Source organism: Selenomonas dianae, from assembly GCF_030644225.1.
Taxonomy (GTDB): Bacteria; Bacillota; Negativicutes; order Selenomonadales; family Selenomonadaceae; genus Centipeda; species Centipeda dianae.
In genome coordinates, this window is sequence record NZ_CP128650.1 from 550,283 (window position 1) to 566,412 (window position 16,130).

10 protein-coding genes are annotated in these 16,130 nt (G+C 56.6%); 8 read left to right on the plus strand and 2 right to left on the minus strand.

Features of this window, described 5'->3' with window-relative positions:
* Window positions 1-27 precede the first annotated feature (27 nt).
* On the plus strand, window positions 28-1,185 hold the full coding sequence (locus tag QU667_RS02685; RefSeq protein ID WP_425541866.1) for an MFS transporter: 1,158 nt from the start codon (window positions 28-30) through the stop codon (window positions 1,183-1,185).
* Window positions 1,186-1,234: 49 nt separating this feature from the next.
* Here the strand turns inward: QU667_RS02685 and rpsT are convergent, their stop codons facing one another.
* Both rpsT and QU667_RS02695 read right to left on the minus strand, forming a co-directional pair.
* On the minus strand, window positions 1,235-1,501 hold the full coding sequence (rpsT, locus tag QU667_RS02690; RefSeq protein WP_009657256.1) for a 30S ribosomal protein S20: 267 nt from the start codon (window positions 1,499-1,501) through the stop codon (window positions 1,235-1,237).
* Window positions 1,502-1,554: 53 nt separating this feature from the next.
* Window positions 1,555-2,352 (minus strand): hypothetical protein, encoded by a 798-nt coding sequence (locus QU667_RS02695; RefSeq protein WP_304987798.1) that lies wholly within the window; start codon window positions 2,350-2,352, stop codon window positions 1,555-1,557.
* A 204-nt stretch (window positions 2,353-2,556) separates the two neighbouring features.
* Between QU667_RS02695 and QU667_RS02700 the strand changes: the two genes are divergently transcribed.
* The 7 genes from QU667_RS02700 (at window position 2,557) to malQ (ending at window position 16,071) form a co-directional block, all read left to right on the plus strand.
* Window positions 2,557-3,135, plus strand: a complete 579-nt coding sequence (locus tag QU667_RS02700) for a TetR/AcrR family transcriptional regulator (protein WP_304987799.1) — start codon at window positions 2,557-2,559, stop codon at window positions 3,133-3,135.
* Between the two features lie 383 nt (window positions 3,136-3,518).
* The gene (locus QU667_RS02705) at window positions 3,519-4,673 is read left to right on the plus strand and encodes a glucose-1-phosphate adenylyltransferase (RefSeq protein WP_304987800.1); all 1,155 of its coding nucleotides are present in this window, start codon (window positions 3,519-3,521) and stop codon (window positions 4,671-4,673) included.
* Window positions 4,674-4,703: 30 nt separating this feature from the next.
* Complete coding sequence (glgD, locus tag QU667_RS02710; RefSeq protein ID WP_304987801.1) at window positions 4,704-5,810, plus strand: glucose-1-phosphate adenylyltransferase subunit GlgD; 1,107 nt, start codon at window positions 4,704-4,706, stop codon at window positions 5,808-5,810.
* Window positions 5,811-5,974: 164 nt separating this feature from the next.
* Window positions 5,975-8,440 carry a glycogen/starch/alpha-glucan phosphorylase gene (locus tag QU667_RS02715; RefSeq protein WP_304987803.1) on the plus strand — a complete coding sequence of 822 codons (2,466 nt, stop codon included), beginning with the start codon at window positions 5,975-5,977 and terminating at the stop codon, window positions 8,438-8,440.
* A 60-nt stretch (window positions 8,441-8,500) separates the two neighbouring features.
* Window positions 8,501-10,849, plus strand: coding sequence for a 1,4-alpha-glucan branching protein GlgB (glgB, locus tag QU667_RS02720; RefSeq protein WP_304987804.1), 2,349 nt, complete (start codon window positions 8,501-8,503; stop codon window positions 10,847-10,849).
* Window positions 10,850-10,956: 107 nt separating this feature from the next.
* Window positions 10,957-12,402 carry a glycogen synthase GlgA gene (glgA, locus tag QU667_RS02725; protein WP_304987805.1) on the plus strand — a complete coding sequence of 482 codons (1,446 nt, stop codon included), beginning with the start codon at window positions 10,957-10,959 and terminating at the stop codon, window positions 12,400-12,402.
* A gap of 219 nt (window positions 12,403-12,621) precedes the next feature.
* A complete protein-coding gene (malQ, locus tag QU667_RS02730) occupies window positions 12,622-16,071 on the plus strand; it encodes a 4-alpha-glucanotransferase (RefSeq protein WP_304987806.1) in 3,450 nt (1,149 codons plus the stop codon).
* Window positions 16,072-16,130: the final 59 nt, after the last annotated feature.

Consider the following 16,130-nt stretch of genomic DNA (forward strand, 5'->3'; position numbering starts at 1 on the left):
CGCCGAATGCGTTGGGAGGAATGGGGAATGACGAAGATGGGGGAAAAGGCACAGGAGATCGGAGCGCGTGAGGCGAATGCGACGCGTGCGATCTTCTTTGTCAGCGGGTTTGGTGCGGCATCGTGGGCACCGCTTGTTCCGGTGCTGCGTGAGCGGTTGGCTGTCGGGGATGATCTGCTCGGGATTCTGCTCCTTTGCATCGGGATCGGCTCGCTCGTGGTGATGCCGCTTGCGGGCGTGCTCGCCGCGCGTGTCGGCTGTCGGCGCGTGCTCATCGCGGCGGCTGTCCTCTATGCGGCGGGGCTGCTCTCGATCTGCTTTGTGGATTCGTTTTGGATCGCTGTGCCGGTGATCTTTTTCTTCGGTGGTCTGATGGGCTGCGTGGATGTCGTCATGAACATCGCGGCGGTTGTGGTCGAGCAGGGGGTCGGGCGGCGCATCATGAGCGGGATGCACGCATTTTGGAGTCTGGGCGGGTTCGTTGGCGCAGGGCTCTACGGCGTGTGGGTCGCCCTTCTCGGGCTGACGGCGCTTCAGTCCACCGTGATCGCTGCGCTGCTCATGCTCGTGCTCACCGCCATTTTTGGAAAGAACCTCATTCCCTACGGCGGGGGCGGCGGGACGCTCATCGCCACCCCACGTGGTATTGTCGTCTTTATTGGTGCGGCGACCTTCATCGCATTTCTCAGCGAAGGTGCGGTGATGGATTGGGGCGGCGTCTATCTGACGACGGTGCGCGGGATGGATCTCTCGCTTGCCGGCATGGGGTTCTCTGTGTTCTCCGCGGCAATGCTTCTCATGCGCTTCCTCGGTGATCGTACGGTGCAGCATTTCGGGCAGTGTTCCGTCGCCGTCGGTGGTGCACTTCTCACCTTTGCCGGCATTCTGCTCGTCATGTTCGCACCTGTGGATATACTTCTTTATCTCGGATTTTTTTCCATCGGCATCGGCAGTGCGAATATCGTTCCTGTCTTTTTCTCGCTCATGGGGCGGCAGACGGTTATGCCCGTCGGTACGGCGGTCTCTGCCGTGAGTACGATGGGGTATCTCGGTATTCTCGCGGGTCCTGCCGCCATCGGATTCGTCTCCTCGGTGACAAGCCTTACCGCTGCGTTCGGTATGCTTGCCGCGCTCAGCGTCGTGCAGGCGGCAGTCGGCTTCTATGTCTTTCGCAGGGGCGTCTGATGCGGGCATAAAAAAACACCATTCCGTACGGAATGGTGTTTTTTTATGCTTACTGTGCCAACGCATTGACCTTCTTGGCAAGACGCGACTTCTTACGGGCAGCAGCGTTCTTGTGATAGACGTTGTTTGCAGCCGCCTGATCGATGGACTTGTATGCTGCAACGAGGAGATTTTTCGCCTCGTCTGCATTGCCGGCAGCAACCGCGTCGTTGACGCTGCGGATGGCGCGGCGGACGCGCGTCTTTTCCGCAACATTGCGTGCATGGCGCTTGGCGTCAGACTTTACACTCAGAATGGATGCCTTGATGTTTGGCAAATTGTTCACCTCCTCAACGAAAAATGTACTGGGTCATTCTATCACACGGCTCTCTAAAATGCAAATTTTTTTTCGCGCGCACCGACGGCGCAGAGGCCTGCGGCGTTCAGGAGGAGTATGAGTGCGGTCGCCAGATGCCAGAGCACGGCCGAAACCGGACTTAGGATGCCTGCCGCCGCAAGACCGACCCCGATGAACCCCAATGTATTTCCAAAGATTTCGTTCTGTTCGATTTTTTCGCGCGTGCGCCGCGCCATGCGGACAAGTATCGGGAGCTTGTGCAGAGCACCGCCCCGAATCATGGCGTCGGCGGAGGCATTGCTGCCGCTCAGCGTGAGGAGAAGGGTGCTTCCATGCACCGCGCATTGGTGAGAACGGACGTGTGCGGCGGGCGTGGAAGATCCTGCTGCGTGCGTTAGCTCTGCGTCGGTGCGCAGATCTGAAATACCTGCCGCCGCGCCGATGTGTGCTGCTGTCTCGCGATCCTTGTCTACGCGCAGGACGGGATGCAGTCCCATGCGGCGCAGCACACTGACGGTCTGCGGGAACGCCGGGTCGAGGCTGCCCGTACGGCACAGCAGGGCAGTGTCAAACGCGATCACTTCCGCGCGTCCGAGATCTGTGAGAACATCGCCCGTACGGATGAAAATGCCGCGCCGCGCCAGACTGAGCTCCGCTCCTGCCGCAGCTGCCGAACCCGCGAGGATATAGGCACAGGGCGTGAATGCGATGACCGCCGTCACGGCACGTATCACATCGCCCGTGCTCTGATAAATGAGCGCGGCGATACCAAGCAGCAGCAGATAGATGACCGCCGTTTGGGGAATTCCCTTTTGTCCCGTATGTGTCATGTGTACCCCTCCTTGTCCGGACGAAAAAATCTACGCCAATCGGACGGACTTCACTTTATCAGCGATTTCTTGAAAACGAACTTGTTTCACTTTTGAACATATAGTACAATAAAACTGAAAAAACCGTAAGAAACAGTTCGTCCGGAATGTCCGTTATCGGACAAAATACGCAATATGTTCAAATAAACGAGATCGAGGGATCGTATGGAGCGACGCCGCCAAAAAACCAGACAGGCAATTCTCACTGCATTTCAGGAACTGCTCGCGCAGAAGCGCTATGAGCATATCATCGTGCAGGACATCATCGAAGCAGCAAACGTTGGGCGCAGCACCTTTTACACACATTTCGAGACGAAGGATATGCTGCTGCGTGCGATGTGCGAGGATATGTTTTCGCACGTCCTTGTGGATGTGACGGACGAGGGCAGTCACGACTTCTCCCATGATCCTGACAACCCGGCGGTCATCATCTCGCATATGCTCTACCATATGCAGGATCAGCAGAAGAACATCCGCAGCCTCCTGACGTGTGAGAGCAGGGACATCTTTCTCCGCTACTTCCGCGAGAAACTGAGCGAGACACTGACCGCACGCGGACATGCCCTCCTGCACGAACACGCGTTGCCCGACGACTTTCTCATCAACCACATCACCGGCAGTTTTATGCTCATGGTGGAGTGGTGGATGCAGGGCGGCTGCCGCAGATCCCCCGAGGAAATGACGGAGATGTACACTGCACTCATTGTCCCCATCTTCCGCTCCGAAGATGGGAAAAAACGATAGAATCCCCGAAAATCAACGAGATTTCAGAATAAATTTTCTTTGCATTTCTTCTTGATTCGTGCATGAACATAGGGTAAAATAATTGTATGATAAATACGAAACATGGAAGGTTCAAAAGTCCCTCCCGTTTTGTGATATAATTTGAAAAAAGCCTGAAAATACGGCGAAAATTTGCAGGAAAACGGCGCTGTTTATCGAATTAAATATGTATCATAGAGTATCATAAAACGCGAAAAGGGAGGATAAATACGATAAAATGAGTTCTACCTCATTGAAATCGGCAGGAAAAAGGCGAAGCGGCCGGGTGTATGGCGAGCCCGACCGATTTGCCATTGCATATATGTTGGGGATACCACCCGGTATCCGTGAGGGGAGAAATACCTATGAGAAAAACAGAGTGCTTGGCAATGATTTTGGCGGGCGGACAGGGCAGCCGTCTGGGTGCACTGACCAAGCGTGTCGCAAAGCCGGCGGTTCCGTTTGGGGGGAAATACCGCATCATTGACTTTCCGCTCAGCAACTGTGTCAACTCCGGCATCGAAAAGGTCGGTGTCCTGACCCAGTACCGTCCGCTGGAGCTGAATCAGTATCTCGGTTCGGGCAGCGCATGGGATCTCGACAAACGTGACGGCGGACTCTTTGTCCTGCCGCCCTATGCGCGTGAGAAGGGAGCGGAATGGTATCGCGGCACGGCAGATGCGATCTACCAGAACCTCAACTTCATCGACATGACCGATCCCGACTATGTTCTCATCCTCTCGGGGGATCACATCTACACGATGGACTATGCGTGGATGCTCGAATCCCACAAGAAGAACAAGGCGCAGGCGACCATCGGCGTCTTTGAAGTGCCGTGGGACGAGGCGCCGCGCTTCGGCATCATGAATACGGACGAGAGCGGACGCATTGTCGAGTTTGAGGAAAAACCGGCAAAACCGAAGAGCAACCTTGCCTCCATGGGCATCTATATCTTCAACCGCGACTATCTTGAGGAATACCTTACGGCAGACGCAAAGAGCGAGACATCGAGCCATGACTTCGGCAAGGACATCATTCCGAAGATGCTCGCGGACGAAGGCCGTCTTTACTCCTACGCCTTTAACGGCTACTGGAAGGATGTCGGAACGATCGAGAGCCTCTGGCAGGCGAACATGGATCTCCTGCAGGATGAGCCGCCGTTCGAACTCTCGGGCAAATGGCGCATCTACTCGTTCAATCCGTCCATGCCTCCGCAGTTCGTCGGCAAGGAGGCAAAGATCACGCGCTCGATGATCAGCGAGGGATCGATGATTCTCGGCACGGTCGAGAACTCCGTGATCTTCCCCGGGGTGCGCGTCGGCAAGGGTGCCGTCGTACGCAACTCCGTTCTCCTGCCCTCCGCTGTCGTCCATGACGGCGCAGTCGTTGACTATGCGATTCTCGCGCAGCGTGCTGTTATTGAAGAAGGTGCGCAGGTCATCGGCGCGGAGTCGCAGATCACCGTCATCCCCGAGGGGGAGACCGTGACGGCGGCATCAACCGAGCAGCGTGTCGGCTGAACGATCGAAAGAGAATGGAGTGAAAATAGAATGAACAGCGTGATGGGTCTCATCAACCTGCAGGAGGATGGCAGCCTCATTCGAGAACTTGCCGACCGGCGTGCCGTTGAATCCATTCCCTTTGCCGGACGCTATCGCCTGATCGACTTTGCGCTTTCGAGCATGGTCAACTCCGGCATCAACAAGGTGGGCATTATGCTCCCCGACGAACCGCGCTCCGTGCTCGATCATCTGCGCTCCGGCAAGGACTGGGATCTGGCGCGTCGGCACGACGGACTGTTCTACCTGCCGGCGGCGCAGGACGATGCCCAGCGGCATAAGGGCGACCTCAAGAATTTCTATCAGAATCTGGATTTTATTGAACACGCCTCTGCGCGCTACATCCTCCTTGCGAACGGCAGCTTCGTCTACAACGTGGACTTTGGCAAGGTGCTCCGCTTCCACCAGAATACGGGCGCAGACATCACCCTCGTTTCACATACGACGGTTGATGAGAATACGGGGAACAACATCGTTCTCGATACGGCGGAGAACGGACTTATCCTCGACATTGCGGAAAAGCCCGTCGCCTATCAGGGAATGAAGGTTTCCATGGGCATCTATCTCATGGATAAGCGTGCATTCGTCGAGATTGTCCGCCATGCTTACGAGCGCGGCGGCCTCGACTTCATACTGGACGGGATCATCCGCCGCGCCGCCGACTACACGATGTTCGCATACGAGCACGACGGCTACATGGCACATGTGGACTCCATGTCAACCTACTATCGGGCGAATATGGAGATCCTCGACCCCGAGGTTTGGCAGAACCTCTTTATGGGCGAGCGTCCCATCTATACGAAGATCAAAGACGGCGTACCCGTACAGTACAAGGAGACGGCAAAGGTTGAAAACTCTCTCGTCGCAAACGGCTGCATTGTGCGCGGCGAGGTGGAGAACAGCATCCTGTTCCGCGGGGTCAAGGTGGGCAAGGGCGTGAAGATCCGAAATTCGATTATCATGCAGAAATGTGACATTCAGGATGGCGCGCTTGTCGAAAATGTCATTTGCGACAAGAATGTCACCATTACGGCGGAAAAGTGGCTCAAGGGGGCTGCGGAGTATCCGCTCGTGATCAAGAAGAATATCACCATCTGAATTTTGTTTGTTTTGCCGTTAGCGGTCTCTCCCGCTTCGTCTGACGGAGCGGGAGAGACTATAACGGCTTCTTGTTTCTGATACTTCTTACGGGGAGTCCTGTGACACACAGGAGAAAGAAGAGCGGGGGAGAAGCAGGAGCGTTTGGAAAAGGAGTGGACGATTTGGCACAGAAGGATCAGGTCAACCGACCGACAGGGAAAGCTCTTGAAACGATGAAAAAGATCCTCAAGAGCCGTTTTATCACAACCGCGCATGTTATGTTTGGCCGCGAGGTGGAGGAACTGACGGAAGTTGAGATCTATAAGACGATCGCGGCGACCGCCAAACAGTCCATTTCGGATAATTGGATCAAGACGAACAAGCAGTACGCCGAGCGCAAGGAGAAGCAGATCTACTACTTTTCCATTGAGTTCCTGCTCGGTCGCCTCCTGAAATCCAACCTTATCAACCTCGGCATCGAAGAGGCGCTGAAGGAAGTCCTCGGCGACTTCAAGCTGAACCTCTCGGATGCGTACGAAGTGGAGCCGGATGCAGGTCTCGGCAACGGCGGTCTCGGTCGTCTTGCGGCGTGCTTTATCGACTCGCTTGCGGCGCACCGCCTCCCGGGGCATGGCTGCACGATCCGCTATCAGTATGGACTTTTCGAGCAGAAGATCGTCGGCGGCAACCAAGTCGAGATTCCCGACAACTGGCTGCGCGACGGCTTCGCGTGGGAGTATCGCAAGCCGGACAAGTCGGTCGATGTCAAGTTCGGCGGCAACGCCTATATGCGTGACATGGGAAATGGCAGACTTGAGCTTGTCCATGAGAACCCGATGATCGTCATGGCGGTACCGTACGATATGCCGATTGTCGGCTACCACAACGCGACGGTCAACACGCTGCGTATGTGGAACGCCGAGGTCAATCGGGACTTCTCCGACTACGGTATGCTGACGCAGGAACAGATCCAGCAGCGTAATGACTACCGTACGTTCGTCGAGTCCATCACGCGCTATCTCTACCCGGACGACAGTACGTTCGAGGGACGGCGTATGCGCCTCATCCAAGAGTATTTCTTCGTATCGGCAGGCGTGCAGAGCATTGTCCGCCACTACAAGAAGACGGGCATGAGCATCTACGACTTCGGCAAGAAAATCGGCATTCACATCAACGACACGCATCCCGCGCTCTGCGTTGCGGAGCTCATGCGCATCCTCGTCGATGAGGAGCAGCTGACATGGGAGGATGCGTGGGCGATCACGCGCGATACCATCGCCTATACGAATCACACGATCATGCCGGAGGCGCTTGAAACGTGGGGCATTGATATGTTCCGCCCGCTGCTTCCGCGCATCTACATGATCATCGACGAGATCAACCGTCGTCACATGGAGGAGGTGCGCCGCCGCTATCCGAACAATGAGGACAAGGTGCGTGCGCTCTCCATCATTCAGGACGGCGTGATCCATATGGCGCGCCTCTCCATCGTCGGCGGACACAGCGTCAACGGTGTGGCGAAGATCCACACGGGCATCCTGAAATCCACGACGCTGAAGGATTTCTATGACTACACCCCGCGCAAGTTCAACAACAAGACCAACGGCATCACGCACCGTCGCTGGCTCATGGGGGCGAATCCGGAGCTTGCGGCTCTCATCGACACGATGCTCGGCAACCGCACGTGGCATCGTCATCCCGAGAAGATGGACGGTCTGCACGATCACGTCGGCGACAAGAACTTCCTTGAACAGCTCATGAAGATCAAGCGTCTGCGCCGCGAGGGGCTTGCGCGCTACATCGAGCACCACAACGGCGTAAAGCTCGATCCGGATTCGATGTTCGACATTCAGGTTAAGCGCATTCACTCCTACAAGCGGCAGCTGATGAACATTTTGCACATCATGTACCGCTACCAGCGCGCGCTTAGTGAGCCGGGATTTCTCACGCAGCCTGTGACCTACTTCTTCGGCGGCAAGGCGGCGCCCGGATACTACATCGCGAAAGAGACAATCCGTCTCATCAATGTGGTTGCGGATCGCATCAACAAGGATAAGCGCGTCAATGACTTCATGAAGGTCATCTTCATCGAGAACTTCGGCGTTTCCATCGGCGAGCTGGTCTATCCTGCGGCGGATGTCAGCGAGCAGATCTCGACAGCGTCGAAGGAAGCCTCGGGGACGGGCAACATGAAGTTCATGATGAACGGTGCGATCACGCTCGGCACGCTCGACGGCGCGAACGTCGAGATCCGCGATGCGGTCGGCAATGAGCACTGCGTCATCTTCGGGCTGAAGGCGGAGGAGGTCATGAACTACTACGCGACGGGCGCGTACTCGGCGTGGGATGAGTACCACACGAACGAGAAGGTGCGTACGGTGATGAACCAGCTCGTTGACGGCACTTATGGGGATTTCCGTTCGCTGTATGACTATCTGCTGCACGCGAACGATGAATTCTTTATCTTGAAGGATTTCAATGCGTACGACAACGCACGCATTGAGGTCATGCGGCGGTTCAAGGACAAGGACGGCTGGGCGCGTTCGGCGGCAATGAACGTCGCGCACTCCGGCGGGTTCTCGTCCGACCGCACGATTGACGAATATGCACGGGAGATTTGGGACATCCATCCCGTTATCATCTCGTAGTGACGAGGGGATATGCGCCGAGGAAACGCATATCCCGAGGAACATACAGGAGGGGATCGTATGAAAACATCAACGCTCAGCGAGTTTGATCTGTACCTCTTTCACCAGGGCACGAATTATCACGCACAGGAAATGCTCGGTGCGCATTTTGTGGAGCAGGACGGCAAAAAGGGCGTCCGATTTACGGTATGGGCACCGAATGCGAAGTCGGTCAGTGTCGTTGGCGAATTCAATGACTGGAACGTGTTCATCCATCCGATGAACCGCATCGACGACGGCGAAATCTGGGAGGCGTTCGTCGAGGGGCTTGGCGAGGGCGAGATCTACAAGTACGCGATCGAACCACAGTGGGGCGGTCCCCGCATCATGAAGGCAGACCCCTACGGATTCTATGCGGAGAAGAAACCGCATACGGCATCCCGTACCTACGATATGAACCACTATGAGTGGCAGGATGCGGCGTGGCAGAAACGCAAGGCGGAGGAGTCCTCCTACGAACGTCCCATGCTCACCTACGAGGTACATGCGGGATCGTGGCGGCGCACGCTTGAGGGCGATTACCTCTCCTATCGGGAACTGGCGGATCAGCTCATCAGCTACGTAAAGGACATGAACTACACACACATTGAGTTCATGCCTCTGTGCGAGCATCCCTACGACGGCTCGTGGGGGTATCAGGCGACGGGGTACTTCGCCGTGACAAGCCGCTACGGAACGCCGGACGACTTCCGCTATCTGGTCGATACCGCGCACCGGAACGGCATCGGCATCATTATGGACTGGGTGCCGGGGCATTTCTGCAAGGACGAGCAGGGGCTGCGCCATTTCGACGGCAAGAACCTCTACGAGTCCGACAACGAGACGCGTGCGGAGAACTGGGAGTGGGGTACGACCAATTTTGACTATGGGCGCACGGAGGTGCAGAGCTTCCTCATCTCGAACGCACTGTTCTGGTTCGAGGAGTTCCACATCGACGGTCTGCGCATCGATGCGGTCGCGAATATGCTCTATCTCAACTACGGGCGCAAGGACGGCGAATGGCAGCCGAACAAGTACGGCGACACGGGCAACCTTGAGGCGATGGACTTCCTCAAGAAGCTCAATGAGACCATCTTCAAGTATCATCCGAATGCGCTCATGATCGCCGAGGAGTCAACTGCATGGCCGCTCATCTCGAAGCCCGTTTATATGGGCGGTATGGGATTCAACTACAAGTGGAACATGGGCTGGATGAACGATATGCTCTCCTACATGAGCCTTGACCCGATCTACCGCAAGTGGAATCAGGACAAGATCACGTTCTCCCTCATGTACGCGTTCTCCGAGAACTTTGTCCTGCCGCTCTCGCATGACGAGGTCGTGCACGGCAAGTGCTCGCTCATCAGCAAGATGCCGGGCGACTACTGGCAGAAGTTCGCGGGTCTCAGAGCCTTCTTCGGCTACTGGATCGCGCATCCCGGCAAGAAGCTGCTCTTCATGGGCGGCGAGTTCGGACACTTCATCGAGTGGAACTTCGACGACAGCATGGACTGGCATCTCGTCGAGCAGTATCCGATGCACACGAAGATGCTCGCCTACTCCAAGGCTCTCAACAAGTTCTATGTGGACAACAAGGCATTCTGGCAGGTGGACTTTGACTGGAACGGCTTCCAGTGGATCGACTGCAACGACAACGAGAACAGCATCATCGCGCTCGTCCGCCGCGCCGAGGATCGAAACGACTTCATCATCTGTGTCCACAACTTCACCCCCGAGGTGCGTCACGGCTACCGCATCGGCGTACCGACCAAGGGGACGTATGTCGAGGTATTCAACTCCGACGAGGAGGCGTACGGCGGCAGCGGCGTGCGCAATGCGGGCGATATTGTGAGCGAGGACTACGCTTTCCATGGACGCGAGCAGTCCGTCGTCATTACCGTGCCGCCTCTGGCGAGCACGTTCTACCGCCTGAAGCGGCAGAGCGGAGCGGGGACACCCGACCACGAAATAGCCGAAGCGGCAGAGGTTGTTGCAAAAAAAAAAGCAGTAATCCCTAAGGTTGCGGCTGCTGCGGCAGTAAAGGCGGAAACGCCCGAAGCACCGAAACAGGAAGACGGGGGGCAAACCGCAGCACCAAGGACACCTGCGTCGAAGGAGCGCACGCCGGCGGCAAAAGTTTCTGCCGGCAAAGCCCCCGCAAAATCCGCCGCGAAAAAAACGACGCGCACGCGTACGGCGCAGAAGGCGGAGGAAAAACCCGTAAAGAAGGCTGCTGCGAAGAAGGCATCGTCCAAGTCCGTCAAGGCGGCCGCCAAAACCGCAGAAAAAACATCGAAAACAGCTTCCATGACAGCAGCAAAGAAAACGTCCGTACGTAAGTCGTCGGCGGAATCCGGTGACAAGCCGAAGAAAACGCGTGCGGCGAAGTAAGCGCCACGCATTGAACAGGAGAATGCCGAACGCTGCGAACGACAGAATGATTAACTTATGGCACGGTAGATTACGGCACTGTCCATGAGAATAAGGAGGATATTGGGATGAAGGTACTATATGTAGCATCGGAGGCAGTTCCGTTTGTAAAGACCGGCGGGCTTGCGGATGTGGCGGGCTCACTTCCTGCGGCACTCGTCAAGGACGGGGTGGATTGCCGTGTCATTCTGCCGAAGTACGGCGCGATTTCCGAGGAGATCCGCAACGCGATGGAGCATGTCTATGACGGCATCCTGAATGTCGCATGGCGGGACAAGTTCGTCGGCATTGACAAGTATGTGCTCGACGGCGTGACCTACTACTTTGTGGACAACGAGGAGTATTTCAACCGCGAGGGGTTCTACGGCTACCCGGACGATGCGGAACGCTTCTCGTTCTTCAGCCGCGCCGTGCTCAACCTCCTGCCCGCGCTCGACTTCTGGCCGGACATCATCCACGCGAATGACTGGCACTCTGCGCTCGTGCCCGTATTCCTCAAGCTTGAGCATATGGACGATGCACGCTATGCCGGCATCAAGTCGCTCTTTACCATCCACAACCTCAAGTATCAGGGCGTATTCCCGAAGGATGTCATGACGGATGTGCTGGGGCTCGACTGGAAGTACTTCAACAACGGAGACTTTGAGTTCTTTGATGCGGTCAACTTTATGAAGGCGGGCATCATCTACGCCGACTATGTATCGACCGTCAGCAAGACCTACGCCGAGGAGATCCAGTACGACTACTACGGCGAGCATCTGGAGGGTCTGCTGCGCAAGCGCCGCGAGGAACTCTTCGGGATCGTAAACGGCATTGACTATGATGTCTACAACCCGGAGACGGACAAAAACCTCTATGTCAACTACGGTGTCAAGAAGGCAGTCGAGGGAAAGAGCGATAACAAGGTCGCTCTGCAGCGTGATCTCGGGCTTCCGGAGAACCGTCGTACGCCGATGATTGCGATGGTCACGCGCCTTGTGGCAAACAAGGGGCTGGATCTTGTCGTGCGTGTACTCGACGAGATCCTTCAGCATGAGAACGTACAGTTTGTCATCCTCGGCACGGGCGACCGCAGCTATGAGGATTGGTTCAAGGAACTGGCATGGCGTTTCCCAAACAAGGCGTCCGTCAACATCCGTTTCTCGAATGAGCTGGCGCAGCGCATCTATGCAGCATCGGACATCTTCCTCATGCCGTCCATGTTCGAGCCCTGCGGACTTGGACAGCTCATCGCCATGCGCTACGGCACAATTCCCGTCGTGCGTGAGACGGGCGGTCTCAAGGATACTGTCGTCCAGTTCGATCGCTCGGACGTGGACAAGGGGAACGGCTTCCTGTTCTACGAGTACAATGCGCATGAGATGATGTACGCCCTCAAGCGTGCGCTCGCTGCCTACGGAAACCTGCGTGAGTGGCGGCAGCTCATCTTTACGGCGATGCACAGCGACTTCAGCTGGAAACGCTCGGCGAAGGAATATGAAAAACTCTATGAGCGACTGCTGTTCGAAAGCTGAGATCGCTCCCGGCACACATCCGATTTGTACGTGAATTCGCTGTAGTTTGGCAGTTCACGACGTACCCATTGTGAAACCGCTGATGAATTCAGTTCAAATAAGAACGTTTGATTCATCAGTGGTTTCTGTGCGTTTAGTTTTAGGAATCACCGATGAAATGAAGTCCGTCAGTGACGGTGCTGCATTTATCCGTGATCCGTTAGGAAAGGAGAGGGTGGTATGCTGGAATCCTATCAGGTGGAGCACAACTCGCAGAATATTTATTTCCGCTCCATTGTCGGGGCGGCAGAGGCGGGAAGCCGACTGCGTCTTGGCATTCGCATCCGAACATATGAGCCGATTCATCAGGTGCTCGTGCGCCTCTGGCAGGATCAGACGGGGGAGCGTCTGATTCCCTTGGAAACACGGGATACACAGGGAGAGCAGAAATTTTATACGGCGTGGTTCGAGCTGCCGGACTATGGCTGTCTTGTGTGGTACTACTTCATCATCACAATGGAGAGCGGCACCTATTTCTACGGGAATAATCCGGAGATGCTCGGAGGTGTCGGTGCGCTGAGCACCGCAGCGCCTGCGTCCTATCAGATCACGATCTACAACAAGGGCGCACGTACGCCGGACTGGTTCAAGAACGTCGTCATGTACCAGATCTTCCCGGATCGCTTCGCGCGTTCGGGCGATATGATCATACGCAAGAAGGGGGCGGTCATCCGTACGGATTGGACGGACGACCCCATGTACCTCAAGGATCCCGACACGAAGGAGATCATCGCCTATGACTTCTTCGGTGGGAATCTGCGCGGGGTCATGGAAAAGCTCGACTATCTGAAGGATCTTGGCATCTCGTGCATCTATTTCAATCCCGTCTTTGAGTCCGAGAGCAACCATCACTACGACACGGGGGACTATCACAAGATCGACCCCGTGCTCGGCGACATCGAGGACTTTCGTGCGCTCGTCACGGCGGCAGCACAGCGCGGCATCCGCATCATCCTCGACGGTGTATTCAGTCATACGGGCAGCAACAGCATCTATTTCAACCGCCAGCATCAGTACGCATCCATCGGTGCGTACCAGTCAAAGGAGTCGCCGTACTACTCGTGGTACCATTTCCGCAGCTACCCGAACGAGTATGACTGCTGGTGGAACTTCGATACCCTGCCGAACGTCAACGAAACGGATCCCGCCTACATGGATTTTGTCATCACGGGCAAGGACAGCGTTCTGCACCACTGGATGAACGAGGGAATCGCGGGATGGCGGCTCGACGTGATCGACGAACTGCCGCCGACGTTCTCTAAGAAGTTCTTCGCGGAGCTCAAAAAGCACAACCCCGATGCCGTCATGATCGGCGAAGTCTGGGAGGATGCCTCGAACAAGGTCGCCTATGGCACGCCGCGCGAATATCTGTCGGGCAACGAGATGGACTCGGCGATGAACTACCCGCTGCGCACGATGATGTTTGACTTCCTCACGGGTGTGGTGGACGGACGGCAGACCGCACGGCGGCTTGCAAGCCAGATCGAGAACTATCCGAAGGAAAATCTCTACGCGATGATGAACCTCATCGGCAGTCATGACGTGCAGCGTGCGATCACGGTGCTTGCGGGCGTGCCATACTACGAGGGGATGCCCGCCATCGAGCAGTCGCGTCTGCGCATGACCGATGAGCAGTTCGACCTCGGCTCGCGCCGTCTTCTCATGGCGACCCTCTGGCAGATGACCTATCCGGGTGTTCCGAGCGTCTACTACGGTGACGAAATCGGAATGCAGGGATTCAAGGATCCGTTCAACCGCCGTCCCTATGACTGGGAGCACGGCAACAAGGACATTCGCCGTTGGTTCGAGCGTTTTATCGCGCTGCGCAACGAGAACGATGCGCTGCGTACCGGCGACATCCTGCCGCTCTATGGTGCGGGCGATGTCATCGCCTATGCGCGTACGATCCGTTCGGGCTACGACGTGTTCAACAACGAGAAGGAGGACGGCGTCTTTATCGCCGCATTCAACCGCAACCTGACGGAGACGCTGACAATCGAGGTGGATGTGAGCGACTTCGCCTGCGGTATCTTTGAGGATGCGTTCAAGCCCTCGCGTACCTATGAAGTGGAGCGCGGGCGGCTGCGCATCAAGATCCCGCCGCTCTTCGGGCTGCTCCTGCGTGAGCGCAAAGAACCGCGCCGCTACGAGCGCAAGGCGGGCGTTCTCCTCCATCCGACGTCGCTGCCGTCGAAATACGGTGTGGGCGACTTCGGCAGGGAGGCATACCGCTTCCTCGACTTCCTCGCGGAGGCGGGGCAAAAGGTATGGCAGATCCTACCGCTCAGCCCCGTAGGGGTCAGTTACTCGCCCTATCAGTCCATCTCCGCATTTGCGGGCAACATCATGATGATTGACCCCGAGGATCTCGTTGGGCGCGGATGGCTGACGGAGAAGGACGTCTACCTGCCGTACGAGGCGAATACCGCCTTTATCGACTTCGAGCGCGTGAAGGCGTTCAAGAAGGAACTGCTCGAAAAGGCATTCCGCGCCTTCCGTAAGAAGCACGCGCAGGACAAGGATTACCTCGCATTCTGTGAGAAAGAGGCGTACTGGCTCGACGACTACGCGCTCTTTCACGCGGCAAAGAAGGAGTATGGGCGCACAGCATGGACGGAGTGGCCGGCGGAGATCAAACGCCGCGACCCCGCAGCACTCAAGGCACTTGCCGAGCGGCAGAAGGACGAGGTGGAGCTGGATCGGTTCAAGCAGTATGTATTCCACACGCAGTGGGATCGCCTGCACGCGTACGCAACGAAGAAGGGCATCAAGATCCTCGGCGATATGCCCATCTTCATCGCACAGGACAGCGCGGACGCATGGGCGCATCAGCATCTCTTTGACCTGAGCGAGGACGGCACGCCGCGCACCGTCGCGGGCGTACCGCCCGACTACTTTTCTGCCAGCGGGCAGCTCTGGGGCAACCCACAGTACAACTGGGACGCGATGAAGGCGGAGAACTATGCGTGGTGGAAACGCCGTTTCCGCAAGCTGCACGAACAGGTGGATATTCTGCGCATCGACCACTTCCGCGCCTTTGAGGCGTACTGGTCGGTGGACGGCAAGGCGGAGACGGCGATCAACGGGCACTGGATCAAGGGACCCGGCAAGCCGTTCTTCGACGAGATCGAACGCGAACTCGGCACACTCGACATCGTCGCCGAGGATCTCGGCATCATCACGAGCGAGGTGGAGCGTCTGCGCGACGACTGCGGCTTCCCCGGGATGAAGATCGTGCATTTTATGCTCGAACCGAACGAGTCGGGGCGCGTCGGCTTCGTTACCCCCGAGAACAGCATCGTCTATACGGGAACGCACGACAACAACACCACCGTCGGATGGTTCACACGCGACATCGACGAGGTGCTGCGTGAGACATTGGCGAATATGACAGGGACGACCTCCGACCGTCCGAAGACCATCTGCAGGCGGCTCATCAAGATGGCATACGCGTCAAACGCACGCATGGCGATCATTCCCATGCAGGATCTCCTCGCACTCGACGAGCGTGCCCGTATGAATACGCCCGGCACGGTCGGCATCAACTGGCGTTGGAGCCTCAAGAAAGACTACCTCCTCGAACTCGATTCGAAAAAGCTCAAGGCACTTTGCGTGCGATACCATCGGTGACATTTCTCTGAACAAAAAAACTGCGGTACGAAGACCGGATACCTTCGTACCGCAGTTCC

Coding starts and splice junctions, on each gene's coding strand:
- QU667_RS02685 (WP_425541866.1), top strand. CDS start 28: ATGACGAAGATGGGGGAAAAGGCACAGGAGATCGGAGCGCGTGAGGCG.
- glgD (WP_304987801.1), top strand. CDS start 4,704: ATGAACAGCGTGATGGGTCTCATCAACCTGCAGGAGGATGGCAGCCTC.
- glgA (WP_304987805.1), top strand. CDS start 10,957: ATGAAGGTACTATATGTAGCATCGGAGGCAGTTCCGTTTGTAAAGACC.
- glgB (WP_304987804.1), top strand. CDS start 8,501: ATGAAAACATCAACGCTCAGCGAGTTTGATCTGTACCTCTTTCACCAG.
- QU667_RS02695 (WP_304987798.1), bottom strand. CDS start 2,352: ATGACACATACGGGACAAAAGGGAATTCCCCAAACGGCGGTCATCTAT.
- QU667_RS02705 (WP_304987800.1), top strand. CDS start 3,519: ATGAGAAAAACAGAGTGCTTGGCAATGATTTTGGCGGGCGGACAGGGC.
- QU667_RS02700 (WP_304987799.1), top strand. CDS start 2,557: ATGGAGCGACGCCGCCAAAAAACCAGACAGGCAATTCTCACTGCATTT.
- malQ (WP_304987806.1), top strand. CDS start 12,622: ATGCTGGAATCCTATCAGGTGGAGCACAACTCGCAGAATATTTATTTC.